Origin of the sequence: Bacillus sp. FSL E2-0195 (assembly GCF_038003645.1) — a bacterium.
Lineage (GTDB): Bacteria > Bacillota > Bacilli > Bacillales > Bacillaceae_G > Bacillus_A > Bacillus_A mycoides.
On record NZ_JBBOPN010000001.1, the window covers coordinates 3103597 to 3128527 of the forward strand.

Here is a 24931-nt window from a genome sequence, read left to right on the forward strand (position 1 = left end):
TTAGTAAGAATAGCGCTTTTCACTCTTGAATTCAGTTAATATTTTCCAGCAAATAGATATGTGCAATTACCCCATCGCTATCAAGCTAAGTTCATACACCGTCAATTATAGTAGAGGTTGTTTCTTTTTCTAAAGCCTATATGTAAGGAATTTAACCCTCCCCTAGAAATCAAAGAATTCCTAAGGGGATACCTACGTAATATAACATATTTACAATTACGTTGCGTTTGGGTTTAAAATGCGTATCTTTTTCATTTACATTACAACCGCCATGTTTAAGTTTATAAAAGTTATGCTTTTTAAATAAAAGTAATTACTTGTTTTATAAACTCGTAACCAAAATAACCACTAAATCCGAATAGTACTATTGCGGCAAATATAGATACCCATTTAATAAAGGTTGGATTTAGAAACCGTCTAGTAAAATGAACAAAGCTTAATAAGACCATATCATGCATAAAGATACCTAATAAAATACCTACAGCTATTAATATAAATGTTGATGTACTTGCATTACCTAATGAAGAAACTAGAACCGGCCCAAAGACCCCTATCCAAAAGACAATATTAGCCGGTGATATAGCAATCATAAAACCAGATAAATAAGCTGTTAATAAAGATTTATTAGGATTTTCTCCCTCTATGTTAACTTCTGACTTTGCTTCTTTAATACTTTCTATTCCAATAAACATTAAAAACCCAAAACCTAGTAACCACATAACTGCTTCTACCCACGGATTGGTTAATACACTAGAGAACCCTAGATAAATCAGAACTATTAAAGATAAATCTACAGTCATTCCTCCTATACCTACAAACCAACCATGTACGAAACCATTTCTCATTCCTTGTTTAGTCATTTGGACAGTCATAGCACCTGCAGGTATTGATAAAGATAAACCTAACAATATATATGTAAAGAGTGTTACAATCATAAAAATTCTCCTATTTTAATCAATTATTATTCTTTTTATTAAATTATGCATGAAAAGGGCACTTACCTTTGATCGATTCATTACCATCTGTTATTACATATTATTTCCATTCTCTTTTATCTGGAGCAATCACCCAATTAGATGACCACTCTTTTGGACCATGTTCGTTAAGATATTTTAAAATACTCCAAGTATCCCTTTGTTGAAGAGCAATGCCTAAAACCCCATAAGATCCTTTACATGTTTAACGTTCTTTTTAGATGTTAGTTTTTCAAGTAATAAAAATGCAACATCAAAAGCTGTACCTGGATTTGAAGATGTAATAATGTTTCCATCTTGAACGATTAAATCATTTTGTACTATTGCACCGAAATTCTTTAACTGCTCTTTTCGTTTACTCGTTGGATGACTGTATGTGGTGGCTTTTTTATCTGTAAGAATCCCGCTTTTTCCAAGCGCTAATGATGCGACACATATACTGGCAATAGGCTTCTGCTTGGCATAAAAATGTTGAATAACATGTAAGAATTCTCTACTATATGCATCCCGATAAAAACCAGCTTCTTCAAAACCTCCTGGAATAGCTAATGCATCAAACTCATCTAATTGAATATCATCAACCGTTTTTTCGGGTATGACAGTAAAATTCCAAGTACAGGTTAATTTATTCCGAAGGCCAACTGTTACGACCTCAGTTGATCCATCTCCCTCCCATTTATTCCAACCTAGTACATCTGTAAATACACTAGCTTCTACTGCTTCAAATCCATCAGCTAATAATAATAAAACCTTTTTCATATCGTAAATCGCCTCCTGTTATCCTTATTTTATACAAATATATAAGGCTGATAAATGAGTTTAATAAGGATATTCGATTGTTTGGCTTTATTATATAAGGAATTTAGGTTATCCTATTTTATAAAAAAAGGTTGGATAATTTATGGATCAAATTGATAAAAAAATCGTGGGATTATTACAGTCAAATGCAAAAATTTCAATGAAGGATCTAGCAGAAGCCGTTCACTTATCTGCTCCGTCAGTAACTGAGCGAGTACGGAAGTTAGAGGAGCAAAAAATTATTGAAGGTTACCATGCACATGTTTCTCTAAAAAAAATAAACCGTCCAATTTCTGCACTTATATTGTTTAAATCAAAGGATTGTAAATCATTAGCTAACTTTTGCTATAATCATCCAGATGTACTTGAGTGTTACAGAGTAGCAGGGGAAATTAGCTATATTGTCAAATTAGCAACGTATTCTGTAGAAAGTTTAGAACAATTTATTGATGATACAATGCAATATGGTACACCATCAACGAATATCGTGTTATCTTCTTATGAAAAAAAAATAATTGCTCCCTTTATTAGTGAAGAATAAAAATACTGGCACAATCAATTAACTATTACTTACTCAATAATCCTTAATCCTTTAAAAATAGCCCTGATTTTTTGACTGTATAAAAATCAGGGTCTCTAATCATTTTTATCGTTTTTGGGTAACCCATTTTTATTAGCTGGGTAACGATGTGCACTTCCCCCTATATAAACATTTAAATTATTCTTCACAATCCCTCTACTTCCAATAGCAACATGCTTATTACTTCCCATCACTACACCTCATTTCCTTTTTTACAAAAAAAAGACACAGAGATCCCTCCCCATGCCTACTAATTCTCTACTTCTTCACCGCATGTACATAATGCACCGTCTCAAAAGCTTCTAAATAATCGTTTCGTCCCTCAAAATATAATTTATTAATATCCTCTGGTGATAAGTGCTCATAAATGAGTAAGCCCACCTTCTCTAACAGTGCTTCCATTTCGGTATAAGAAAAACACGATTTCATCGGCTCTCCGCCTATCTCAGCCATCTTTATCATATTTTCAACTCGATTGGATAATCCTTTTTCCGTAAATAAGTTTTCATCGGGATAATCGAATACGATAGAACTTCCTGCTGGAACTATCTCGAATAAATATTCTATTAAACTGGAAAGTTCCTCTTTCGTTAAATAATACGTAACACCTAAAAGGCTAAAGAAAGTTTTTGTATTTTCAAATCCTTCATTACGTAACTTTTCATAAGGAAATTCTTTTGTAAAATCTATCGAAACAAAATGAAGATTACTTGGAATTTCAAGCCCTGCTTCTTTCACTCTTTCCACCTTAAAACGCTGCGTAGAAGGATGATCCACTTCAAATATTTCTATTTTATTCTCTAACTCTCTATGTCTAAAACTAAATGTGTCTAAGCCCGCACCGAGTATGACGTATTGCTTTGCACCTAATGCAATTTCATGTAATAGCACTCTTTCACAATATGCCGCGCGTGCCAAAGGTGTTGGTGATAATTGAACTTGTGTAATCCATTTTAAAATTCCTTTCGGATTGTCTTGAAACTGCTGTGCAATGTCTTTATTGAAAAAATGTATTCCTTGAACCATGTTCGTTTCAATATCATTACGTTCTTTTTGTGAAATAAGATCTTTAGCTACATAATCATCAAAGATTTTAGAACTATCAAATTCACTATGATACGCCCTTCCGAAAGCTGATACTAACGACGTTACACTTGCTTCACCTTGTTTCATGCACATACACTCCTTCATTTTCACAACAAAAATAGGGTTCCCCTGGCCAGGAGAACCCTATTATACACTTTATTTTTATATTGGTAAATTATAGCATAAATAAGTTTTTTTGTCAAGTTTTCAACCCATTACCGCTCCAACAATTTATGTATTCCTTGGCAGGAAGATTTCGATCCACATCGAATATTCCAGATTATAACAATACATATGGAGGCCAATATGAAACGACTAGTCATTATTACAGTAGGAAAAACGCACAGCGGAAAAACTACATTTGCAAGAGCGCTAGAAAAAGAGTTCCCCCACTCTTTCATTATGGATCCAGATAACCAAGCCGAATTTATTAACACGCATTATGAAAAATTACAGCCAACTGAAGGCCCTAATACATTTAAGCACGTTCTTTCGAAATTCATTGTTGATTATGCAAAAGAACATACGATTTTACACCTTATTATTTGCAACTCAAATAGAACCCGAAACGGACGAATGTATTTGCTGAATGAGCTGTTTAAGGAAGAGGAAGAGGAATATGTACGCATATTAGTTCATTTTGACATCCCAGATGATGTTCTTTATGAAAGAGTGACTCGTAGCAAGCGAAGTACAAATATATTTAGAGGTAACTATTCTAGTTTCAAAGAGGTACTCAATCGCCAACAGGCCGAATCACTGCATGAAGATGTGGTAGATCCTGTAGAAAATGAGGCTGATTATTTGTTTGTTATTCGCGATAGTAAAGATGTAAAATCTACTATAGAAGAAATTGTTCATCTTGCTGAAGATTTGTCCCCTATCCCAAAATAAGAGACTATAAGAATCACATAATCATAGATTATTATGCAAATACTTCCTCTAAGCGCCGAACATGGTATATAATGATAAAATAATCTACTTCTATATGCTCAATTTTACACAATAGAGTTCACTCATAGGAAAGAGGTACAAAAATATGAAAACAAAACAAACAATCGCTGCTTCTACACTAGCTTTAGCAATGATTGCGGGATCTACCCCTACTCATGCAGAAGTAAATGAAGCTACTCCCCAGCAAAGTACTGGAGATCGATTAGCTGAAATTAAGCAACATAAACAAGAGTTAGATGCGAAATTGCAGCAGCACAAAGAAAATGTGGATCAAACATTAAATGAACTTAACCAAGTTAAGGAAAATGTTGATACAAAGGTAAATGAACTACATGAACGTAAACAAGTTGCTGATGAAAAAATTGGCGAGATTAAACAACATAAACAAGAGTTAGATGCAAAACTTCAGCAAGACAAACAAATCGCCGAAGATAAAATCGCTGAAATTAAAGAGCATAAAAAACAAGTAGATGATAAAGTTGCTGAAATTAAAGAACATAAGCAAAATATCGATAATAAGGTTACTGAGATTAAAGAACATAAACAAACTGTCGATGAAAAAGTGAATGAAATTAAGCAACATAAAGAGAACATCGATCAGAAGGTTAATGAACTTAAGGAAGTAAAAAAACAGGTAGATGACAAATTAGCTGAGTTAAAGAAAGCGAAACAAACTGCTGAGGACAAACTTGCTGAGCTAAAAGAAAATAAGCCGAATACTGGGAACACGTTAGAGGAGCTTAAGAAAATTAAAGGCAATTTAGATAGTCTTTCCGCTAACTTAGAACTAGCTAAACAAGATGTAAAAAACAAACTAGCTGAATTACAAGAAGCTAGACAAGATTTACTAAATAAAATAAACGAAATGAAACAAGCGAAACAAACTGTTTCAGATGATTTAACAAAGAAAAAACAAGACTTAGATATTAAAATAAACGATTTTAAACATACTGAGAAAAAAATTGATGACAAATTAGCTGAGTTACATACAACAAAGCAAAATGTAGATAACAAAATTAATGAAGTATCACAATCGAAACAAACGCAAACAGACAATAACAATACTACTGTTCCAGCGAAAAACAGTGCTAGAGAACTTCCTAACGCTGGTAGTGAGCAATCAAGTAACGTGCCTTTAGGAATGTTATCTGTCTTAGGTGGACTTTTATTAGTAACACGAAATAAAATTAAAACGTTATTCTCAAAATAAAGCCATTATATCTATTTTAAAATAATCATACAAAGGCCAACTGCACATATATGTACGGTTGGCCTTTTTTCTTTATATTAACTGTCCATCTCTAAGTGTCAATATACGATCACATACATCAAGCATTCTTTCATCATGCGTAATCATAATTGCTGCTTTTTGACTTTCTTTCACTTCACGTTTCATCATTTCCACGACTTCACGTGCGCGTTTTGAGTCTAAGCTTGCAGTTGGTTCATCCGCTAATATTAAATCTGGGTTGTTCATGAAAGCACGAGTGATTGCTACCCTTTGTTTTTCCCCGCCCGATAGTTGATTTGGATAATGAGTTTTTCTTTCAGATAATCCAAATGCTGCTAGCAAGTGATCCGCACGCTTTTCCGATTCTTGTTTGCTTTCTTTTTTTAACTTTGCAATGTAAAGCAATTGTTCTTTTACATTTAAATATGGAACAAGATTTGCGAACTGGAAAATGAAGCCGATTTTTTTCAAACGAATGTCTGTCATTTCCTTTTCTGATAACTTCGTAATATTTTGCTCGCGAATGTAAATATCCCCTTTTGACGGTGATAGTAAAGCACCCGCGATTGATAATAACGTACTTTTCCCTGATCCAGAAGGACCGACGATTCCGATAAATTCTCCAGCTTTCACATCAAGCGACATCGGATGAAGGGCTGTTACTTCCGTATTCCCTTCTCCGTACACTTTACTTACTTTGTCTAATTTTAATAATGAAGTCATTACATCCCGCCTCCAATTGCTTCTAATGCATCAACTTTTAATACTTGGTATAACGAAATAAGTGTTCCTAAAATACTAATTACGATAAAGATTGCTGCATATTGTGCAATCATCGGTGTTGTTAATAAGAACGGCATACCCGCTGGTAAAATTTGTTCTAATCCTTGTACAAGAACAATACTGATTACCATCGCAACGACTGATAAGAATAACGCCTGTACGACTAAGCTATTTGCTAAATAAGAATTTTTCGTTCCAATTGCTTTTAGTACACCTAATTGCTGTGTTTTTTGCAGTGTAATTACGTAGAAGAATACACCGATTAGTAACGCAGCGATAACAAGTAAGAACGCAATGATCATCGTTAATGTTCCTTGCTCTTCTTTAAATCCTGGAATACTTTGTAGCACTTCTTTTTTGTCGATAACATGTGCATTTTTAATTTCTTTATCTGTATTAAGCGCAATTGCACTATAATCTTTTTGGTTTGGTTGTGAAATAGCGCCCCATACGTCTTCATTTACATAAACGACTGGTGTATGGCTAAACATTTGATCTTTCGTAAATCCAACGATTTTAAATTCTTTCTTTGAAACAGGATCAATAATTGTATCCCCAATATCGATTCCTTTTTCTTTAATTGATTCATCAGCAACCATTTCGTTATTTGCTGTACCTAATTTCTCGCCTTCTACAATTTTCGGTTCTAAAAATGAATCACGTTCACTTGAGAAAATAGCGACATCCACTTTTTTCGAACTATCTTTCTTTTCATACGTTGAAACTTTCACACGAAACGGAACGGCCTCTTTCTCGCCTACTTGATTTACTACGTTATCTACATCATCTTTCTTAATTTGTGAACGAAGTAATTTATTTTCTGCATCATCTGCTAATACAAACTTATTTGCCTCCATATTTTGAATCGATGAAGCATTATCATATGATAATCCATTTGCTAATCCTGAAATTACAAGGACTAAAAATGATAATAACACCATAATAAGTCCGATTAATCCGTATCTTAATTTTGATTGTTTTAATTCACGCAGAGCTAAAAACATTTCGCTCGCTCCTTCCTATTACTTTCTATGCACTTATCATAAAAAAGAAATATGAACGGAATATGAACGGAAGATTACAGAATGAAAATTAAATTTTCAGAAAGTATTGAAAACAATTAAAATCCTTGATACAATTCAGTCAAATAATCTTGACCGAGTAATTTAATTTGAGGAGTTGATCATTTGAAGCCCATGTTAACACTAACTACTTATAGCCAACTAAAAGCAATAAGCGATCCACTACGTGCCGAAATGATGATGCGTCTATGCGAACGTCCTTATACAGGACAACTGCTATCTGAAAAATTCGGCATTTCAAGGGCGAAAATTCATTATCATTTAAAAGAATTAGAGAAGAATGGTCTTATAGAAATCGTTTATACAGAAGAAAAGAATGGCATCGTTCAAAAGTTTTATCAATCTGTCGCTAAAGGATTTACCCCTGCCGCGGACCTATTACCTCATTTAGAAATATTAAGTGAATCAGGTCGCCAAATCTTTTTACAAATGACGGAAAGAACGAAAAGCCATATTCTCGCTGCACCAGAAAAATCTTTTACATTACGAAATGCAAGTGAAGACCCAGCTGAGTGGAATTACGTTTCATCCTGCTGGGAATTTGATGCTACGCCAGAACAATTTCAAGTGTGGGTGAAAAAGTTTCATGAATTAATGGCTGAATTAAACGAAATCACAAAAGGTGCGGATAAAGATCCAAATAGTAAAGCTTATTATATTTCTACTACTGCACTTCAAATCGCTGAAAGAACAATGCAGCAATTTGTTAAAAAAGAAGAAAAATCGTAATACGATTTTTTTTACCGAGACGGTCAATTTTATTTTACCGAATAATTTTTTTATAAAGGAGTAGATAAAGTGGACATATTAAAAAACCGGAATTTCCTCTTACTATTTTTAGGGAGAATTTTTACAAACATAGGAGATAGCTTGTATTATGTAGCAGCGATGTGGCTCGTATATAAGCTGAGTGGTAATTCTTTTTATTCTGGATTAGCAGGTTTTCTTACGTTATTACCTTCTGCACTTCAATTTCTTACTGGTCCATTCGTTGATAGATGGTCGATTAAAAACACCCTCGTCATCACACAAGTCCTGCAATGCATTCTTATTTTAATTATTCCTATTACACACTACTTCGATCTACTAACAGTCCAACTACTACTCACCATTATGCCAATCGTAGCCTTTATCGAACAATTCGCCTATCCCGCACAATCAAAAGCTTTACCACTTCTACTGAATAAAACACAATTATTAAGGGGAAACTCACTCTTTTCATTTGCATATCAAGGCATTGATTTAATTTGCACGACTCTTTCTGGAATATTAGTAGCACTACTTGGCGCAATCACTTTATATGTAATCGACTCTTTTACATTTGCGATTACCGCCCTTTTGTTTATTTCATTGAAAATGCCAAGACAAGTAGAAACCAATACAGGTCTCCCTTCTGAAGACAATACATCATTTTCGGTCAAACAATATTTCTCTGAATTAAAAGAAGGCTTTTCAATCGTCTTTCGTTCATTAATGGGCGTTTTCTTAATCGGTTCAGTTGTCGCTAATTTTTCAATCGGTATGACGATGGCAATACTCCCTTCTTTCGCCGATTCTTTAGGAGGGGTTAAATTATACGGTTTCTTTTTAGCCGCTATATCCGCCGGTAGTTTAATTGGAGCACTATTCAGTTCATGGGTTGGTAAACATAATATTAGCCATGTCTCCATTATTTGCTTTGCGACTAGCGCTTTCTTTTGGTTTCTCTCTACGTTTGTACCGTTTCAATGGTTATCAATTTTTTTATTCGGCCTAGCTTGGATACCAATTGGTGCGACCAACATATTATTTGCGACAATTAGTCAAATTGTAATTCCAAATCAATATCTTGGACGCATCAATTCAGTCACACGAAGCATGGGTACAATCGCTATGCCGTTCGGCTCTTTAATTGGCGGATACACCGCAAATGTATTTAGTAGCCAACTCATTTTCGCGCTCGCTAGCATCGGAATTTTATTTATTTCTCTCGTATGGCTACTTCATCCGAAATTACGTTCATTGCCGAAAGCTGATGAAATTACAGCGGATACTTTTGGGCTTCGCTTTAAGGAAGAGCGCGGGAAAGGTGCTGCCTTATAGCAAATAGAAAATATCATGTAATCCGTAATGTGTAGAGATAATAAAGTTATTTAATTTTAAAAGCTCAAACAAGCATAACCCCGTTCTAAATTTAGGACGGGGTTATGCCTGTTTTATTTTGGATGCAAGATACTTCACAACACTAAAAATATAACAATAAAGTCGTTTGAAAACCTAAGTTTTATTCAAAAATAGCACCCTTTAATGGAATAACTAAAACGTTCATTCAACGATTTGATGGCCAAGACCCCTGCATTTTCCTTAATTGAATAATTTGACCTGTATGATAAGCATCATGAAGCATAATGTCCAGTAATTTCCCCTCAAGTGAATTTTGCTCAAGCTCTTTTTCGGAAATTGCACTCAATGCCTGTCTTAAATTACGTTGGGCATTTTCACAACGTTCAACGACTTTCTTCCATTCCTTATCATCATTAGATTGATTGGTAAGATAAAAGGTTTCATCACCGTCGAGATTATGTATCCATTCACGGTCTTCCAAGTTTGCAGCAAGTCTCTCTTTGTAATAAATGAGATGATTAACGTTCTCCCAAATGGTTTTAGTTGCCTCTCCATATGGTTTCCAGATAGCCTGTTCGGCTGTAAGTCCTTCTATAGCATGTTTAAACGGTGCATACCAACTCTCTTTATCGAATGTGGAATCTAGTCCGTTTAAAAACAAGTCAATTCTTTTCAGAGTAATCGCCTCCCTAAATAGTTAAAGTTTCAATAAAATCCTTATAACTCTGTAGAGATTCTACATTTTTAAATAAACTTCCTGCTAATCTTATTCCACAAACTGACCCAATTGTGAAATAGAATGACTCGCATTTTTTTAAACAACTTTTTATCACTTTACACATAAGTGATAATATATTGACCAATTGACAAAAATAAGAAGAGGCTGTTCTAAAAACAGCCTCTTCCTTTCCATCTATTTAGGAAGCTCAACCCGAACAGTCGTCCCTTCCCCTTTCGTGCTATAAACTGAAACGTTTCCTTGATGCAGTTCAACAATTTTCTGCACGATAGATAATCCTAAGCCGCTTCCTTCTACGTTTCTTGCCCTTGCTGTGTCTACTTTGTAAAAACGATCAAATATACGATCCATTTCTTCTTGTTCCATACCAATTCCGTTATCTGATATAGAAATGACAATACCGGATTCTAATTCTTCTACAACAAATTCAATCGTCCCGCCATCGTTTGAAAACTTAATGCTATTCGTAAAAATATTACTCCATACTTGATGTAGTAGGTTTTCATCACCTTCTATAGATATGTCCGGTACATCAAATTCAACAGCTATATCTTTTTCACGCCATTTCCATTCGAGCATAAAAATGACGTCTTTAATTTGCTTCTGCAGATTGAATTCTTTTATCTGTAAAACCTTCTCTTCTTTATCTAATGAAGCAAGCGTAAGTAACTGTTTACATAAACTAGACATCCGCTTACTTTCACCCTCAATAATTTTCAAGTAACGTTTTCTTTCCTCTTCACTCATATTCTCCGATTGTAATGTTTTCGAAAAACCTTGTATCGAAGAAAGTGGAGATTGGAATTCATGAGAAACGTTAGAAACGAACTCTTGTCTCATTTGGTCTAATTCTTTAATGCTCTTTGTCATCTTTTGAAAATTAGTCGCTAGTGTACCAATTTCATCTTTTCGATTTTCATCTAATTCGATATCATATTCACCACTTGCAATCTTTTGAGTCGCTTTCGTAAATGTTCGAATAGGACGAACGATATAACCTGCTGCAATCGCTATAAAAATGATACTTAATACAACGATGAAACCGAGTAATACCGCTAGAAAAATTCTCATCTCGCCGAATTGTTGCTGAATATCAGGGCGAATGAATAAAGCGTACTGTTTATCATCGTGTTTTAGCGGTACACCGACACTATTAATTAATTCATTATCGAAAAATCCTGTAATAAACAAACGGGTTGGATATGTGGAAACGCCATTAAACGTTTCACCTTGCAATACTTTATGAACGGTATCATCACTAATTGTTATCTTACGAAACGCATTCCCAATACGCTTTCCATGATTTTCGTCATCTACAATATAAATTTCATACCCTAACTTCGCAATAGACTGTAAGTATGCCTCTTTATTTTCTTCACTTTGCTTTTCATATAATGATTTTACTTCTTTAGCATACATTAAAATCTTTTCACTATTGTACGGTTTTAACTTCACTTGATAATATACGTTCGTTAATAAAAAACCGATAATACTACTAAGAAGCATAATACCGACTGTCATAAAAACAAATCTAGAATACAATGATTTCATCTTATTTCAACTCCAACTTATAACCGAGTCCGCGTACTGTCGTAATTTGAAAATCATCTGTTCGTTTTGAAAAACGATCTCTCAGTCGCTTCACATGAACGTCAACTGTTCGTTCATCTCCTTCAAAATCCATTCCCCATACTAATTCAATTAATTCTTCTCTTGAAAAGGTTCTTCCAGGATAACTAGCAAGTTGTGATAATAATTCAAATTCCTTTAATGGAAGCAAAATCGTCTGACCGTTACACTTCACTTCAAACCCTTTTCGGTCAATTATCGTCCCATGTAATGTAATAATATCAGCGCTAAGCATTTGATAACGGCGCAATAAAGCTTTCATACGGAAAATTACTTCAGCTGGTTCAAATGGTTTTACAATATAATCGTCCGTACCAGAAATGAATCCTTTTTCTTTATCGACTAGCTGATCTTTTGCAGTTAATAAAATAACAGGTATATCATGATACTTCCGGATTTCTTCGCATAACGTATAGCCATCAACAAACGGCATCATAATGTCTACTATCGCAAGATGAATATTTTCTTTCTCTAAAACGCCTTGCGCTACCTTTCCATCTTCCGCTTCAAAAACTTTAAAGCCCTCTTTTTGTAAATGGTAATGCAATAACTCTCTAATATGTTTATCATCATCAGCTAATAAAATATGTATCATCTTCATTAAACCCTCTCTTGTTCATCCTTCTACATTCTTACATTAAGAAACAATTGTACTTTTTGCAAGAAAAAGAAAAACAAACTGCTATTAGTTTTTTTGAATAAGAGTTGATACATAATACGCTACAAGCCAACATTTTAAGATAAATAAAAAGAATCTATTTTGAAAAAAATTATTCAAAATAGATTCTTTCGTTTTAGTATTAAGATTATTTTAATAAAAACAATTTCTACTCTTACTAAGCTTTAGAAATATCAACAAATCCTTCTCCGAACACATCACGAACATCGTGTATAGCGATGAACGCAGCCGGATCCGTAGTTTGAACAATCCGTTTTAGCTTCACTACTTCTTGCTTATTAATAACAATATAAAGAATTTCCTTCGGCGTTTTCGTGTAATAGCCATGACCTGAATACACGGTAACCCCTCTGCCCATTAAGGTAGTTACCTTCCCGGCAATTTCATTCGGGTTATCAGAAATAATCGTAATGGCTTTCTTCGGATTTAAACCTTCAATTACAAACTCCATCACTTTCGTTGCTACATATAGCATAATAATTGTTATCATCAGTTTTTCTGCACCAATGATGAAATAAGATGAAAACGCAACAATTAAATCGAAGAACAGTAGACCATAGCTAATGCTCCATCCTAAATATTTATGCGTCATCCTTGCTAAGATGGTAGTACCTGCTGTTGTTCCGCCAACACGAATAATAAGACCAATCCCGCACCCAATAAATATTCCTCCGAAAATGGCATTTACAAGCATTTCATCCGAAGTAATCGTCCAACCTTCTGTCAAATGAAGGAATAGCGAATTCGTAACTACAGCAATAATCGTATAAATTGTTGTGATCTTGTTTAAAAATTTATAACCGGCTATTAACAATATTGCATTTAAAATTAAGTTGACTAAGCCTGGTGACCACTCAAATAAATAGTACGTAATAATCGTGATACCTGTTACCCCGCCCTCACCAAACTCGTTCGGGATAACAAACAAATTGACACCTAACGCAAAAAGAAATGCACCAATAATAATAAAAATAATGTCTGTCGTTCTTTTTTTCATACAGTACCTCACTTCTTATGTAAATATTTATTCTGTCATAAACTCTCACCATTATATCGTGGAATATTCAAATCGAACAGTGGTTTATTTTTATTTTAATATAGGGTAATAAATCAACTTCATCCTATATCCACATGTAATTTAAAAAGGGTAACAACTTTATTTATCCTTTTCGGCAAGAAGACTCCACCTGAATTGTGCTAGGGGTGAAACCCAACAATTCAGGTGGTGATGAATTGCCGTCAGAAGGTAGACTGAACTCTTTTGTTTCCTTCATAACAATTTTTCGCGGACGAATATTTGTTTCTTTTTGTCTTACGATATGTCGTAGATAAAGAGGGAATATATCGTAAGACAACGAAATTGGATAATAATAATCATTCGGTCACTTGAGCCAAAAGGAATTACTGTAGAAGAATGGAATTACGCTGAAGAACATGTTCATATTTTGTTCCGTTTCGTTCCAAATATTGATTTGTCAAAAATATTTTTAATGAACTCTCTAAGAAAGGTGGTGAAAACGATGGTTAAAAAGAAAGCAGTGAAAGTATTACGTAAACAAAAGAAAAGAGAAAACATACAACGATTCACGCAGAAACAGAATATCGGACGGGCTTGCCTCACAGCTAAAGAATTTCGTTTACTGCAACGCATGTCACATAGTTCAAAAGCATTGCGAAATGTTGGATTGTACACGATTAAACAAAGTTATTTGAACCATAATAAAATGGCTACTGTAAAAGAAGTGGACAATGCCATGCAGGCTGATATGAACTACTGGGGCATTCAATCAAACTCTGTTCAAGCGATTCGTAGAGCCTTATTTACAGAAGTGAAGAGCTTTTTTAAAGCATGGGAACAGTGGAAGAAAAATCCTGAAACCTTCACAGGTCGTCCTAAGTTTCCAAATTATTCTCGTTCAACGGACAAACGAATTATTGAAATCTATCAAGTTCCAAAAGTGGATGATAACGGGTATTGGATGATCCCGATGAATGTTGCATTCAGGAAAAAATTCGGTTCCATTAAAATACGTATGCCAAAGAACTTAAGAAATAAAAAAATCTCCTACATTGAGATTGTACCGAAGCAAAAAGGTCGGTTCTTTGAGGTGCATTACACATATGAAATGCACGTTTCTCAAATGAAACAACAATCCACGACTACTAGTAACGCTTTGAGTTGCGATTTAGGTGTAGATAGATTATTAAGTTGCGTAACAAATACAGGTGATACATTCTTAATTGATGGAAAAAAATTAAAATCCATTAACCAATACTTCAACAAAAAGATACGTAATTTGCAGCAGAAAAATATAGAAAATGGAATTTCAAAACGCGTTGTAACGAATAGAATGGCCGCACTTTGGCATAAACGAGAAAGACAAGTAAACGGTTATATTTCACAAACTGTAGGCTTGTTGTTCAAAAAAGTGAAAGCATTCGATATAGATACTATTGTCGTAGGGTATAACACGGGTTGGAAACAAAAATCTGATATGGGAAAAAAGAATAATCAAAAGTTTGTTCAAATTCCATTTCATAAACTGATTGCAGCGATTGAGAATAAATGTATAAAAGAAGGCATCCGTTTTTTGAAACAAGAAGAAAGCTATACTTCAAAAGCTAGTTTTCTGGATAAAGATCCGATTCCAGTTTGGTCTAAGGATGATAGGGCGCATTATCGCTTTAGTGGCAGACGAATCACTCGTGGCCTGTACCAAAGTAAAGCAGGAACATGTATCCATGCTGATATTAATGGTGCGTTGAATACATTGGAAAAATCAAGAGTTGTAGAATTGGATGACAACCTCAAAGGGAAAACGCCGATTCTATTAGAAGTGCAAAAACGTAAGGCTGTTGCTTCGCGCATAGCTTAGTGGGTGCGTCAACCATCCATGTGTACTCGACTTGTCGGGGCTTGTAGCACACGCCGGGGTCATCTGAGTGGTGGCTTCTTCCATAAGGAAGAACTGCTCTTTTTCAAAAGGGTGGTGCAAGTGGGGAAACGATTGTTCGTTTCTAGTACCAACCAAAAACTTACTTGGGGTGTTACCGTAAGGTGGCATGAATGTTAGAGCGTCAACTGTCTAGCGATAGACGACAAGACCTAGCGTTCTAACTCAAGCCCCCACTGAAACGCTTCATCTCAGTGGGGGTAGTTGACTATGTACTACAAATAAAGTTTTGATTTCACATGCAATTGTTGCTAAAAAAATGAATATGAATATGAATACTCACTCGCACAAACTTCGAATACAAAGCAAATAGGCGAAGCTATATAATAGACTTCGCATCAAACATTTGACCACAGAGATTTATATTTATACATTCCAGAAATAAATTTACTTATCTTTCTCCATATATTCTTTAATCTTTCGTTCTTCCCACTCTTTTCCGAATATCCCAAATGGAAAAGTTGTCAATCCGTGTATAACGATACCAATCCCCCAACCTGCAAGTGGATATAAAAACCATAATTTACTTGAATCAGAACTTATATTTATAATAAAAAGCATTAAGTTCACTAGTATATAAACCGTTAAATGAATATAAAATGCTTTTAAATTCTCCATTCTTTTTTTAGCTCGTAAATAAACCTCATCTCGCTCCACCCTTAAACACCTCTTTCAATATTGTATTTTTTCACCTTCGCTCCAGTGTTAACATCATATTCTAATCGGAAATCCATTATTCTCAAAAAAACATAAAACAAAAAAGTACCCATCGAATTATCATACATATGATGATTCGATGGGTACTGCATGATACATTTGTTATTTACAAGCGTCTAATTAAGACCAAATCCAAACATCATCATTATTTTCAACGTTGCTCTTTACCTCATGAATTTTTTCGATATGATCCGTTGTGTTGTAGTTAATAGAAATTCCGCCCCAACCTACATACTTCATATCAATTTTCACTTTCTCACCCATATTAAATACTTGTCCCTTCGTTAAGAAAACATCAATAATAGCTTTCTTTCCATTTACTGATGGATACTGAACAATGACATATTTAGTGGAATCGTCTCCCTCATCGTTCATCGTTCCTACTTTTGATACTTCCCCAATCACATAATCAGGAGAACCGTCTTCTTTCATGTGCATACCTAATTTATTTGACGTATTTTCAACTGTATTTGCAATCATATATTCCGTAAAATTACGCATCATAGATCCAGTAGCTTTAACCTCATCCCCTACTTTCACATTTGAAAGGGAATCTATATACACACTAACAGGTTCCTCATATTGCTTAGATTTTACGACAATTACACCGTTATCTACTTCTACTACTCGCCCTTCTAACGTCGAGAGATTCGATTCAATAGAAGCAGCACTCGCTTTTGACAGTTCTAATCCTGGTAAATTCGTTCCTGATAATGCTGCGATCCCTAAAGCACCTGCTAAAATTATTTTTTTCATACCCATATGTAACCTCTCCATTCATGATGATTATATTTTTTGATTGGATACGACCAACCTGTAACTATTATAGTTACAGGTTATAGAAAATAGCAACCATCTTTCTTATGCAATGTTGCATACTGTAATTTTTAAATATAAATCGATTATTCCTATATTCAACACGAGTGCTAAATTCTTGAATACCAGCAGGTAAACGGATTGATAACGAAGAAATTAATGTGATGCATCATATTTTTTCAATGCTACGGTTTGTATAGTCGTAGTTAATTACATTATGTAGGAGCGGAATTAATATGTTAATGAAACCAAAAAGATTACAGCCAGGAGATATTGTGGCGACAGTAAGTTCTTCATGGGGAGGTGCTGGTGATTCTAAGCTAAGATGGCGATATGAGCAAGGAGTAAAAAGATTAGAAGACGTCTTCGGTCTTAAGGTTGTCCCAATGCCAAATAGTTTAAAAGGTAGCGAATACCTTTACAACAACCCACAAGCTCGTGCGGAAGATTTAATGACAGCATTTAAAGATACTCGTATTAAAGGAATTATTACGAATATTGGCGGTGAAGATAGCATCCGTTTACTTCCTTATATAGATTTTAATGTTATACGCGAAAATCCGAAAATCTTTATGGGCTACTCTGACGATACCGTTTCACATTTGTTTTGTCATAAAGCAGGAATTCCCTCTTTTTACGGTCCAGCAATCTTAACTGATTTTGCCGAAAATGTGGAGATGGATCCATATACAATTGAAATGGTGAATCGAACTCTCTTTTCAAATGAGAATATTGGCGAGATTCAACCAGCTCATGAATGGACGAGTGAGCGTTTAGAATGGATAGAGGCGAATAAGGATCAACGGCGTACGATGCAGCAAAACAATGGATATGAGCTACTTCAAGGCTCTACTACTGTACAAGGGCGTTTAATTGGTGGTTGTATGGAAGTACTGGAATTTACAAAAGGAACTGAACTTTGGCCTAAGAAAAAACATTGGGAGAATAGTATCCTTTTCTTTGAAACTTCTGAAGACCATCCAGAACCAAGTTATATAAAGTATTGGTTACGAAATTATGCAGCGCAAGGCATTCTACAAAAAGCAAAAGGCATCATTTTTGGTAAACCGAAAGACGAAAAGTATTATGAAGAATATAAACACGAAATACTGAAAGTTATGAAAGAACATAACTTAGAAGATTTGCCGATTCTTTATAATTTAAATTTTGGCCATACCGAACCGAAGTTTATTTTGCCTTACGGTGCGATGGCAGAAATTAATTGTGAAAATGTATTTTTCTCTATTTTGGAAAGTGGCGTGGAGTGAAAATTCAAATAATTAGGGCCATAAGTTTTATAATTATGTTTTCCTGATCCTACAGAAAGAATAGCGTATTTTTCATTTTAGGGAGTATTTTATTAGCTTGATAGCGATATGGCAGGACTCAAATAAATAAAAACACTCTTATGAGATATGACTGTGAATCGGTACTTTTTAAATGATATGGAGATTACTTATCTAATGATAAAGGGGGATTACGTGTATGGAAGTAACATTTACAGTAAGTAAATGGGATGAAAAACTAATTGATGATACTAGAAAAGATTTTCCTATTAATATTGCCCATGTTGAATATGATATTGATGGTGAATTAAAAGGAAAAGCTTTTGTTGAGTACTTATTATATTATTTAGACTCAAATATAACTGATGGTCACTTGGCTACTGCTAAAATTTCTGGATTTTTACACTTTGAAGGAATTTATAAGGGGCAACAAGGAACATTTACAGCTGTAGAGCAAGGAATATTTGATAAAGGAAATCTAGATTCCCCAGGAACAATTATTAAAGCTACCGGTAACTTAGAAAATCTGAGAGGGTCCTATAATTATCAGTTTACAGGTCAAACTAGTAAACTGATTTTAGAGTTTGAATTTTAGCAAAATACCCTATAATATAGTGGAAAGGACATTTCTTGTAATACTAGGAATGTCCTTTTTGTTGACGAGCTTATTCAACTATTCTTCTATTAGTTAAGAAAAGAAAAGAGTATATTACATAACGTCTTATTATCAGTATTCAGCAATGCATAAAATTTTCGTTATGATGGAATTAAAAATCTAAGCCCGAGAGGCATGTGCCCCCCACCTATTCATTACTTTTCCTACTAACTAAAGAATAATCCCCGAAAAACTCCCCTTCATAACTTCTTTTTCAAGTTGATTTCTACATATAAACATCGCAATAATTTTTGTGCGATGTTTTTCATCGGGTTCAAATTGTTCAATTGTTACGTCACAACGAATCGTATCACCGCTAAAAACGGGACGTAAAAATTCAAAATCCATCTTGCGAGCTAATACATTATGATCACCGCCAACTTTCGTAGGAAGCGTTGATGTTAAAAGACCTTGTACAACAAATCGTCCTTGTTCATCTGGTGTAATATGATGAATTCCCTCATCCCTAGATACTTCTGTAAATAAAACAACATCTTCTTTTGTAAAAGTTCGCTCAAAGGTGATTTTTTCGCCTACTTGCAATTTCATCGATACCCCTCCTCAAAAACTCTTTTAAAATAAGAAAAACCGAAACTAAAATCAGTTCGGTTTTTCAAAACTAACGAAGTCTATTTACTTTAACGAATGAACAAACAACCCACTGCGCAGTTTCGGTTCGAACCACGTTGATTTTGGTGGCATTACTTCCCCGGCATCTGCGATTGCTAATAAATCTTCCATTGACGTTGGATATAATGCGAATGCCGCTTTATATGCACCGCTGTTCACAAGGCGCTGTAGTTCTTCTAGCCCGCGGATTCCGCCGACAAAATCAATACGGGAATCAGAGCGTGGATCATGTATTTCAAGTACTTGGCTTAATAAATGATCTTGCAGGATAGATACATCTAAACCTCTCACAAGATCGTTCGCATCAAACGTTTCCTCTTTCACAGTAAGCTTATACCACTTCTCGTTTATATACATGCCAAATGATTTTGGTTCCTTTGGTTTATATGGAGAAACATTTGCTTCTTCCACATAAAAATATTGTGCAATTTGCTTTAAAAACTGTTCCTCTGATAAGCCATTCAAATCTTTCACAACTCGGTTATAGTCCCAAATTGATAATTCATCGTGAGGGAAGAGAACTGATAAAAAGAAGTTAAACTCTTCTTCTCCTGTGTAATTCGGATATTGTTCTCTTCGCATAAGTCCAACTTTTGCAGCTGATGCCGAGCGGTGATGTCCATCTGCAATGTACAAGTTCGGAATGTCTTCAAATGCGTTTACTAAAGTTGCAATTACATCTTCATCTGCAATCTTCCACGCAACATGCTCAACGCCGTCTTCTGCTGTAAATTTATAAATTGGCACATGTTCTTCTTTCCAGCTTGCAATTAAACGTTTCACTTCTTCTTTTGTACGATAAGTTAAAAAGATAGGACCCGTATTTGCATCGCACACATCTACGTGACGAATGCGATCTAGTTCTTTTTCATGACGCGTTCTTTCATGTTTTTTAATTGTATCGTCTTCATACTCGTCAATCGATGTACAAACGACAAGGCCTGACTGCGTTCTTCCTTGCATCGTCAGTTCATAAATATAAAGCGCTGGCTCTTCATCTTGAACGAACACTTCTTCTTGTATAAATTGCTTTAAATTTCCACCCGCTTTTTCATATACGCGATCATCATACGGTGAAAGTGCTGGATCTAAATCAATTTCTGCTTTATCAACATGTAAGAAAGAATATGGATTCCCTTTTACAACTTCTCTTGCCTCTTCACTATTTAATACATCGTAAGGTAAAGCTGCCACTTGCACAGCTTTTTCTTCTACTGGACGGATGGCCCGAAACGGTCGGATATTTGCCAAGTTCCTCTCTCCTTTACACAATCATTCGAACGGCTACAACACCTGTAATTTTGCTTATATTTTCCACAATATTCTCTTTAATTATATCATCAATACCATTATCAATATCAATCATTGTGTACGCCCAAGAATGTTTACTACGATTAATCATATCCGCAATATTAATATGATGTTCTGCTAAACATCCTGTAATTTGCCCTACCATGTTCGGAACGTTTTGATGCATAATCGTAATTCGTTTTTTTCCAATGTACGGAAGTTCTACGTTTGGATAGTTTACTGAATTACGAATATTTCCTGTCTCTAAATATTCACGTAATTGACGAGCTGCCATTACCGCACAATTTTCTTCAGACTCAGACGTAGATGCACCGAGGTGAGGCGTCGCTGTTACATTTTTCATCTTTATCACATTTTCATTCGGGAAATCCGTTACGTAATGTGTAATAATATCTTCTTCTAACGCTTTTTGAAGAGCTGTTTCATCTACAAGTTCTCCCCTAGAGAAATTGAATAGACGCATTCCTTTTTTCATCGTCTCTATAGCGTGTTCACCAATAATCCCCTTCGTTTGGTTCGTAAGAGGAATATGAAGTGTAATATAATCACACGTTGCAAAAATTTCATCTAGGCTAAACGCTCTTTGTACTTGTGTAGAAAGACGCCATGCCGTTTCAACTGATATATACGGATCATATCCAACAACGTCCATACCTAAAGATAACGCATCATTTGCAACTAAAGCACCGATTGCGCCAAGACCGATAACCCCTAAACGTTTCCCTGCAATTTCTGATCCAACGAATTGCTTCTTCCCTGCTTCAACAAGCTGTGGTACTTCTTCTCCATCCAACTCTTTCGTCCAGCTCACTCCGTTTATAATATTACGGGAAGACATAATAAGGCTTGCGATAATAAGTTCCTTCACTGCATTCGCATTAGCCCCTGGCGTATTAAATACTACAATCCCTTTTTCCGTACAACGCTCAACAGGAATATTATTTACACCGGCACCAGCTCTTGCAATTGCCTTTAAATCTTCTGAAAACTCTTCTTGATGTAAAGAATAGCTGCGAAGTAAAATACCATCTGGATGACCTACTTTGTCTCCAATCTCATAGCGATTCCCATCAAAAATTTGCAAACCTTTTTCTGCAATTTGATTTAACGTCTGAACACGAAACATATCCCCATCTCCCTATCTATTTTCAAGCTCAAATTCCTTCATATAGTCTACTAATTCTTGTACACCTTGGGTTGGCATCGCATTGTAAACACTAGCGCGCATACCGCCGACTGAACGATGTCCCTTTAGCGTAACGAAACCGCGCTCTTTCGATTTTTGTAAAAACTGATTGTTAAGCTCTTCTGACGGTGTTGTAAACGGAATATTCATAAGTGACCGATACGTGGGATCAACTGGTGAAGTAAACAATTTAGATTCATCTAAAAAATTGTAAAGAAGTGAAGATTTCATTCTATTTTGTTCTTCAATCGCAGATACCCCGCCTTGTTCTTTCAACCACTCTAGTACAAGTTTTGCTACATAAATACTAAAGGATGGCGGTGTATTATATAGGGAGTTATTTTTACTGTAAGTTTCATAGTTTAACATCGTAGGACAAGCACTATTTGCACTGCCAATTAAATCTCTTTTTATAATTACAATCGTTAAACCCGCTGGCCCTAAATTCTTTTGCGCACCCGCATATATGAGACCAAACTTCGTAACATCATATTGTTCTGATAAAATATTTGAGGACATATCCGCAACGAGCGGCACTCTTTCTAAATGTGGAATATCCACATATTTTGTCCCCTCAATTGTATTGTTCGTTGTAATATGTACATAATCTAGTTCTTCATCATTTGGTAAATCATCCATTTTAGGAATCGTAGTAAACTTCTCTTTTTCAGAAGAAGCAATCACTTGTACTTCTCCTACTTTTCCGGCTTCTTGCAGCGCCTTTTTAGACCATGAACCTGTCAGTACGTACCCAGCTTTTTTATACGTACTCATTAAATTTAACGGTATCATAGAAAATTGTAATGACGCACCGCCCTGTAAAAATAAAACTTCATACTCATCAGGAATGTTCATTAATTCACGAAGTAAGCTACTTGCTTCATCAATAATACTTTGGAAATAAGAAGATCTATGGCTCATTTCCATAACAGACATGCCTGTCCCGTTATAATTTACAAGCTCCTTTTGCACTTTCTCTAAAACTGGCAAAGGGAGTATAGATGGTCCTGCTGAAAAATTATACACTCTCTCCATCACCCAGATAACCTCCCTATTTCTCATTTTTATTATTTTTTAAACTTTCTGAATTATAACCTATATACAATACACGGTCAATTTGTTTTCCGTTATTACGGTGCAAGACGCAATGGAATCGCTTGCATGTGCACCCTGCTTTTTATAAACACACAAAAAAGTGTTAAGTACATAATCGTACTTAACACTCTAGTAATTAAGTATAATAGCTACTTACTCGTAAAGAACCGATCGAAAATTTGATAAATAGCTGAAAGACCAAAGAGCCAATAAATAGTATCCACAAGCGCCGGCATAGAACCAAACCATTTCTCAACTACATTATAATCTAACGCCACAAACAACCAATTCAAACCGCCAAGAATCACCAAAATTACTGTAAGGTATGACAAAAATTTCATTATGATTGCCCCCTAGGTGATAAGATGGTGAAAGGCCTTTCACTAAAATATATGTAATGGATTCTAAAACTTACCTATTTTATAAAATTTATTTTCGATACCAGCCATTAATAACTGTCTCTGCTTCTTTACTATGTATTTGATATGAATGATTACTATCATTAGATCCGATAAACCAAATTGAAAAACCTTTAAAATATGGCTTCGCTTCTAATACATCTCGGTAAGCACGCCACCCGTTAAGTTGTACATCTTTTGAAAACACATTCGTAATATCTGGGTTCCACGGGCTTTGTAGTCCAAGTTCACGTGCTGGCACATTAAATCCACCAAAATAAACTGGCTTTCCAGTTGTTTTATGTAATGTCTCAAGTTGCTGAACAACATTTTGGCCCCGATTGTATACTGTCGTCGCAAATAAGCTTTGTTTTACTTCTTCGTATGATGGATTTCTTTTTCCTGAAACTTCAAACCAACTATCAATACTTACGATGTCCACCTTTTTTAAATACGGGCGATTTATTTTCTCTTTAAATTTCGCCTCAAAAGAAGGATCCCAACTTGCAGTTAACCACCAATTCATTTGATACAAAACATTTCCTTTATACTGCTGGCGAACAAAATTAATCGTATCATTCCAATATCCTTCTGCATATTCCATATTCACGAAATTAGAAGCGATTTTCAGCCCATAAATATTGTACTTACTTGTAATGGAATTAAAAATATCTTGTAAAACAACCGTTTTCCAATTCCAGAAGAAATCGTTAATATTACTAGGGTTCCACTCTGTTTCTCCAATATTTCCTTGCTGAATAAACGAAAACGGCTCCAATATAACTTGTATATTACGCTTTAATAATTCTTGAATTAAAATAATAGCTTGTTTCTTTTGCGCCTGATTAATTACCATATTAGCCGAATTCACATCCGGAATATCTACTTGAATAGGTACATTCACCGTATTTAAATTCAAGCGCTCTACATCTGCTAACACTTTCGCTACATTGCCTACTTCCCATACCGTTACGTTTCCTGATTTTATTTTTCCAGATTGAACAGTATTTACATCCGCCTGTATATTTCCCTGGAAACAAAAAGAAAACAACATGATACACACTCCTAAAAAACTTATTAAACTCTTATTTTTTTTCATAACTTTCCCCCATAATTTTTGGCTTTCTTGATTATTTTATACAATATTTCACATATATTCCAGAAAAAATTAAATACATTTCCATTAATAAAAGTGGTATCCATATAATCCCCCTAAAAATAGTAAGGTAAATAAAAAAAGAGACC

At 34.9% G+C, this 24931-nt stretch carries 26 protein-coding genes; 8 read left to right on the plus strand and 18 right to left on the minus strand.

What is annotated here, in order from left to right; genetic code table 11:
* Positions 1 to 299: 299 nt before the first annotated feature.
* Both MHH59_RS15950 and MHH59_RS15955 read right to left on the minus strand, forming a co-directional pair.
* The gene (locus tag MHH59_RS15950; RefSeq protein WP_016127257.1) at positions 300 to 935 is read right to left on the minus strand and encodes a LysE family translocator; all 636 of its coding nucleotides are present in this window, start codon (positions 933 to 935) and stop codon (positions 300 to 302) included.
* 216 nt (positions 936 to 1151) lie between these two features.
* Positions 1152 to 1733: a DJ-1/PfpI family protein gene (locus MHH59_RS15955; protein ID WP_016127258.1), complete on the minus strand. Its 582-nt coding sequence runs from the start codon at positions 1731 to 1733 to the stop codon at positions 1152 to 1154.
* Between the two features lie 142 nt (positions 1734 to 1875).
* On the opposite strand from MHH59_RS15955, the gene MHH59_RS15960 reads away from it, so the two are divergent.
* Positions 1876 to 2313 carry an Lrp/AsnC family transcriptional regulator gene (locus MHH59_RS15960; RefSeq protein ID WP_000372086.1) on the plus strand — a complete coding sequence of 146 codons (438 nt, stop codon included), beginning with the start codon at positions 1876 to 1878 and terminating at the stop codon, positions 2311 to 2313.
* 95 nt (positions 2314 to 2408) lie between these two features.
* Here the strand turns inward: MHH59_RS15960 and MHH59_RS15965 are convergent, their stop codons facing one another.
* Both MHH59_RS15965 and MHH59_RS15970 read right to left on the minus strand, forming a co-directional pair.
* On the minus strand, positions 2409 to 2543 hold the full coding sequence (locus tag MHH59_RS15965) for a hypothetical protein (protein ID WP_016127259.1): 135 nt from the start codon (positions 2541 to 2543) through the stop codon (positions 2409 to 2411).
* A 67-nt stretch (positions 2544 to 2610) separates the two neighbouring features.
* Entirely contained in the window at positions 2611 to 3531 is a 921-nt protein-coding gene (locus MHH59_RS15970) for a class I SAM-dependent methyltransferase (protein ID WP_078206917.1), read from the minus strand.
* Positions 3532 to 3744: 213 nt separating this feature from the next.
* Here MHH59_RS15970 and MHH59_RS15975 point away from each other — a divergent pair, with 213 nt between their 5' ends.
* Positions 3745 to 4332 (plus strand): AAA family ATPase, encoded by a 588-nt coding sequence (locus tag MHH59_RS15975; RefSeq protein ID WP_340851772.1) that lies wholly within the window; start codon positions 3745 to 3747, stop codon positions 4330 to 4332.
* Positions 4333 to 4477: 145 nt separating this feature from the next.
* The gene (locus tag MHH59_RS15980) at positions 4478 to 5602 is read left to right on the plus strand and encodes an LPXTG cell wall anchor domain-containing protein (protein ID WP_098632714.1); all 1125 of its coding nucleotides are present in this window, start codon (positions 4478 to 4480) and stop codon (positions 5600 to 5602) included.
* A 72-nt stretch (positions 5603 to 5674) separates the two neighbouring features.
* Here the strand turns inward: MHH59_RS15980 and MHH59_RS15985 are convergent, their stop codons facing one another.
* Positions 5675 to 6346, minus strand: a complete 672-nt coding sequence (locus MHH59_RS15985) for an ABC transporter ATP-binding protein (RefSeq protein WP_016127261.1) — start codon at positions 6344 to 6346, stop codon at positions 5675 to 5677.
* On the minus strand, positions 6346 to 7410 hold the full coding sequence (locus MHH59_RS15990; RefSeq protein WP_048516809.1) for an ABC transporter permease: 1065 nt from the start codon (positions 7408 to 7410) through the stop codon (positions 6346 to 6348). The genes MHH59_RS15985 and MHH59_RS15990 overlap by 1 nt, the downstream gene beginning before the upstream one ends.
* A 183-nt stretch (positions 7411 to 7593) precedes the next feature.
* Here MHH59_RS15990 and MHH59_RS15995 point away from each other — a divergent pair, with 183 nt between their 5' ends.
* Together MHH59_RS15995 and MHH59_RS16000 are read left to right on the plus strand one after the other, a co-directional pair.
* Positions 7594 to 8217: an ArsR/SmtB family transcription factor gene (locus MHH59_RS15995; RefSeq protein WP_016127263.1), complete on the plus strand. Its 624-nt coding sequence runs from the start codon at positions 7594 to 7596 to the stop codon at positions 8215 to 8217.
* Positions 8218 to 8286: 69 nt separating this feature from the next.
* Positions 8287 to 9570 carry an MFS transporter gene (locus tag MHH59_RS16000; RefSeq protein ID WP_016127264.1) on the plus strand — a complete coding sequence of 428 codons (1284 nt, stop codon included), beginning with the start codon at positions 8287 to 8289 and terminating at the stop codon, positions 9568 to 9570.
* 226 nt (positions 9571 to 9796) lie between these two features.
* Here MHH59_RS16000 and MHH59_RS16005 read toward each other — a convergent pair whose 3' ends face one another.
* The 4 genes from MHH59_RS16005 to MHH59_RS16020 form a co-directional block, all read right to left on the minus strand.
* Complete coding sequence (locus MHH59_RS16005) at positions 9797 to 10267, minus strand: DinB family protein (protein ID WP_002128104.1); 471 nt, start codon at positions 10265 to 10267, stop codon at positions 9797 to 9799.
* Between the two features lie 237 nt (positions 10268 to 10504).
* The gene (locus tag MHH59_RS16010; protein ID WP_050000565.1) at positions 10505 to 11881 is read right to left on the minus strand and encodes a sensor histidine kinase; all 1377 of its coding nucleotides are present in this window, start codon (positions 11879 to 11881) and stop codon (positions 10505 to 10507) included.
* A 1-nt stretch (position 11882) separates the two neighbouring features.
* Positions 11883 to 12560: a response regulator transcription factor gene (locus MHH59_RS16015; protein WP_002013739.1), complete on the minus strand. Its 678-nt coding sequence runs from the start codon at positions 12558 to 12560 to the stop codon at positions 11883 to 11885.
* A 235-nt stretch (positions 12561 to 12795) separates the two neighbouring features.
* On the minus strand, positions 12796 to 13635 hold the full coding sequence (locus MHH59_RS16020; RefSeq protein WP_003190353.1) for a YitT family protein: 840 nt from the start codon (positions 13633 to 13635) through the stop codon (positions 12796 to 12798).
* A gap of 523 nt (positions 13636 to 14158) precedes the next feature.
* Here MHH59_RS16020 and MHH59_RS16025 point away from each other — a divergent pair.
* On the plus strand, positions 14159 to 15514 hold the full coding sequence (locus MHH59_RS16025) for an RNA-guided endonuclease TnpB family protein (RefSeq protein WP_050000564.1): 1356 nt from the start codon (positions 14159 to 14161) through the stop codon (positions 15512 to 15514).
* Between the two features lie 465 nt (positions 15515 to 15979).
* Here MHH59_RS16025 and MHH59_RS16030 read toward each other — a convergent pair whose 3' ends face one another.
* Together MHH59_RS16030 and MHH59_RS16035 are read right to left on the minus strand one after the other, a co-directional pair.
* Positions 15980 to 16249 (minus strand): 2TM domain-containing protein, encoded by a 270-nt coding sequence (locus MHH59_RS16030; protein ID WP_002110712.1) that lies wholly within the window; start codon positions 16247 to 16249, stop codon positions 15980 to 15982.
* Positions 16250 to 16429: 180 nt separating this feature from the next.
* Positions 16430 to 17071: a F0F1 ATP synthase subunit alpha gene (locus tag MHH59_RS16035; RefSeq protein ID WP_002168020.1), complete on the minus strand. Its 642-nt coding sequence runs from the start codon at positions 17069 to 17071 to the stop codon at positions 16430 to 16432.
* A gap of 290 nt (positions 17072 to 17361) precedes the next feature.
* On the opposite strand from MHH59_RS16035, the gene MHH59_RS16040 reads away from it, so the two are divergent.
* Both MHH59_RS16040 and MHH59_RS16045 read left to right on the plus strand, forming a co-directional pair.
* Positions 17362 to 18393 (plus strand): S66 family peptidase, encoded by a 1032-nt coding sequence (locus MHH59_RS16040; RefSeq protein WP_002128115.1) that lies wholly within the window; start codon positions 17362 to 17364, stop codon positions 18391 to 18393.
* Between the two features lie 217 nt (positions 18394 to 18610).
* A complete protein-coding gene (locus MHH59_RS16045; RefSeq protein ID WP_002128116.1) occupies positions 18611 to 19006 on the plus strand; it encodes a DUF3224 domain-containing protein in 396 nt (131 codons plus the stop codon).
* Positions 19007 to 19237: 231 nt separating this feature from the next.
* On the opposite strand, the gene MHH59_RS16050 is transcribed toward MHH59_RS16045, so the two are convergent.
* The 6 genes from MHH59_RS16050 to MHH59_RS16075 all read right to left on the minus strand — a co-directional run bounded on the left by MHH59_RS16050 (position 19238) and on the right by MHH59_RS16075 (position 24785).
* Positions 19238 to 19615, minus strand: coding sequence for an enoyl-CoA hydratase (locus tag MHH59_RS16050; protein ID WP_050000520.1), 378 nt, complete (start codon positions 19613 to 19615; stop codon positions 19238 to 19240).
* Between the two features lie 84 nt (positions 19616 to 19699).
* Positions 19700 to 20947: a DUF1015 domain-containing protein gene (locus MHH59_RS16055; protein WP_002168017.1), complete on the minus strand. Its 1248-nt coding sequence runs from the start codon at positions 20945 to 20947 to the stop codon at positions 19700 to 19702.
* Positions 20948 to 20960: 13 nt separating this feature from the next.
* Positions 20961 to 22133: a 3-phosphoglycerate dehydrogenase family protein gene (locus tag MHH59_RS16060; protein ID WP_002128119.1), complete on the minus strand. Its 1173-nt coding sequence runs from the start codon at positions 22131 to 22133 to the stop codon at positions 20961 to 20963.
* 12 nt (positions 22134 to 22145) lie between these two features.
* Positions 22146 to 23228: a 3-phosphoserine/phosphohydroxythreonine transaminase gene (serC, locus tag MHH59_RS16065; protein WP_002128120.1), complete on the minus strand. Its 1083-nt coding sequence runs from the start codon at positions 23226 to 23228 to the stop codon at positions 22146 to 22148.
* 209 nt (positions 23229 to 23437) lie between these two features.
* Entirely contained in the window at positions 23438 to 23629 is a 192-nt protein-coding gene (locus MHH59_RS16070) for a DUF378 domain-containing protein (RefSeq protein WP_002084566.1), read from the minus strand.
* Positions 23630 to 23717: 88 nt separating this feature from the next.
* On the minus strand, positions 23718 to 24785 hold the full coding sequence (locus tag MHH59_RS16075; protein WP_340851782.1) for a glycoside hydrolase family 113: 1068 nt from the start codon (positions 24783 to 24785) through the stop codon (positions 23718 to 23720).
* Positions 24786 to 24931 lie beyond the last annotated feature (146 nt).

Coding starts and splice junctions, on each gene's coding strand:
- MHH59_RS15950 (WP_016127257.1), bottom strand. CDS start 935: ATGATTGTAACACTCTTTACATATATATTGTTAGGTTTATCTTTATCA.
- MHH59_RS15955 (WP_016127258.1), bottom strand. CDS start 1,733: ATGAAAAAGGTTTTATTATTATTAGCTGATGGATTTGAAGCAGTAGAA.
- MHH59_RS15960 (WP_000372086.1), top strand. CDS start 1,876: ATGGATCAAATTGATAAAAAAATCGTGGGATTATTACAGTCAAATGCA.
- MHH59_RS15965 (WP_016127259.1), bottom strand. CDS start 2,543: ATGGGAAGTAATAAGCATGTTGCTATTGGAAGTAGAGGGATTGTGAAG.
- MHH59_RS15970 (WP_078206917.1), bottom strand. CDS start 3,531: ATGTGCATGAAACAAGGTGAAGCAAGTGTAACGTCGTTAGTATCAGCT.
- MHH59_RS15975 (WP_340851772.1), top strand. CDS start 3,745: ATGAAACGACTAGTCATTATTACAGTAGGAAAAACGCACAGCGGAAAA.
- MHH59_RS15980 (WP_098632714.1), top strand. CDS start 4,478: ATGAAAACAAAACAAACAATCGCTGCTTCTACACTAGCTTTAGCAATG.
- MHH59_RS15985 (WP_016127261.1), bottom strand. CDS start 6,346: ATGACTTCATTATTAAAATTAGACAAAGTAAGTAAAGTGTACGGAGAA.
- MHH59_RS15990 (WP_048516809.1), bottom strand. CDS start 7,410: ATGTTTTTAGCTCTGCGTGAATTAAAACAATCAAAATTAAGATACGGA.
- MHH59_RS16010 (WP_050000565.1), bottom strand. CDS start 11,881: ATGAAATCATTGTATTCTAGATTTGTTTTTATGACAGTCGGTATTATG.
- MHH59_RS16015 (WP_002013739.1), bottom strand. CDS start 12,560: ATGAAGATGATACATATTTTATTAGCTGATGATGATAAACATATTAGA.
- MHH59_RS16020 (WP_003190353.1), bottom strand. CDS start 13,635: ATGAAAAAAAGAACGACAGACATTATTTTTATTATTATTGGTGCATTT.
- MHH59_RS16025 (WP_050000564.1), top strand. CDS start 14,159: ATGGTTAAAAAGAAAGCAGTGAAAGTATTACGTAAACAAAAGAAAAGA.
- MHH59_RS16035 (WP_002168020.1), bottom strand. CDS start 17,071: ATGGGTATGAAAAAAATAATTTTAGCAGGTGCTTTAGGGATCGCAGCA.
- MHH59_RS16040 (WP_002128115.1), top strand. CDS start 17,362: ATGTTAATGAAACCAAAAAGATTACAGCCAGGAGATATTGTGGCGACA.
- MHH59_RS16045 (WP_002128116.1), top strand. CDS start 18,611: ATGGAAGTAACATTTACAGTAAGTAAATGGGATGAAAAACTAATTGAT.
- MHH59_RS16050 (WP_050000520.1), bottom strand. CDS start 19,615: ATGAAATTGCAAGTAGGCGAAAAAATCACCTTTGAGCGAACTTTTACA.
- MHH59_RS16060 (WP_002128119.1), bottom strand. CDS start 22,133: ATGTTTCGTGTTCAGACGTTAAATCAAATTGCAGAAAAAGGTTTGCAA.
- serC (WP_002128120.1), bottom strand. CDS start 23,228: ATGGAGAGAGTGTATAATTTTTCAGCAGGACCATCTATACTCCCTTTG.
- MHH59_RS16070 (WP_002084566.1), bottom strand. CDS start 23,629: ATGAAATTTTTGTCATACCTTACAGTAATTTTGGTGATTCTTGGCGGT.
- MHH59_RS16075 (WP_340851782.1), bottom strand. CDS start 24,785: ATGAAAAAAAATAAGAGTTTAATAAGTTTTTTAGGAGTGTGTATCATG.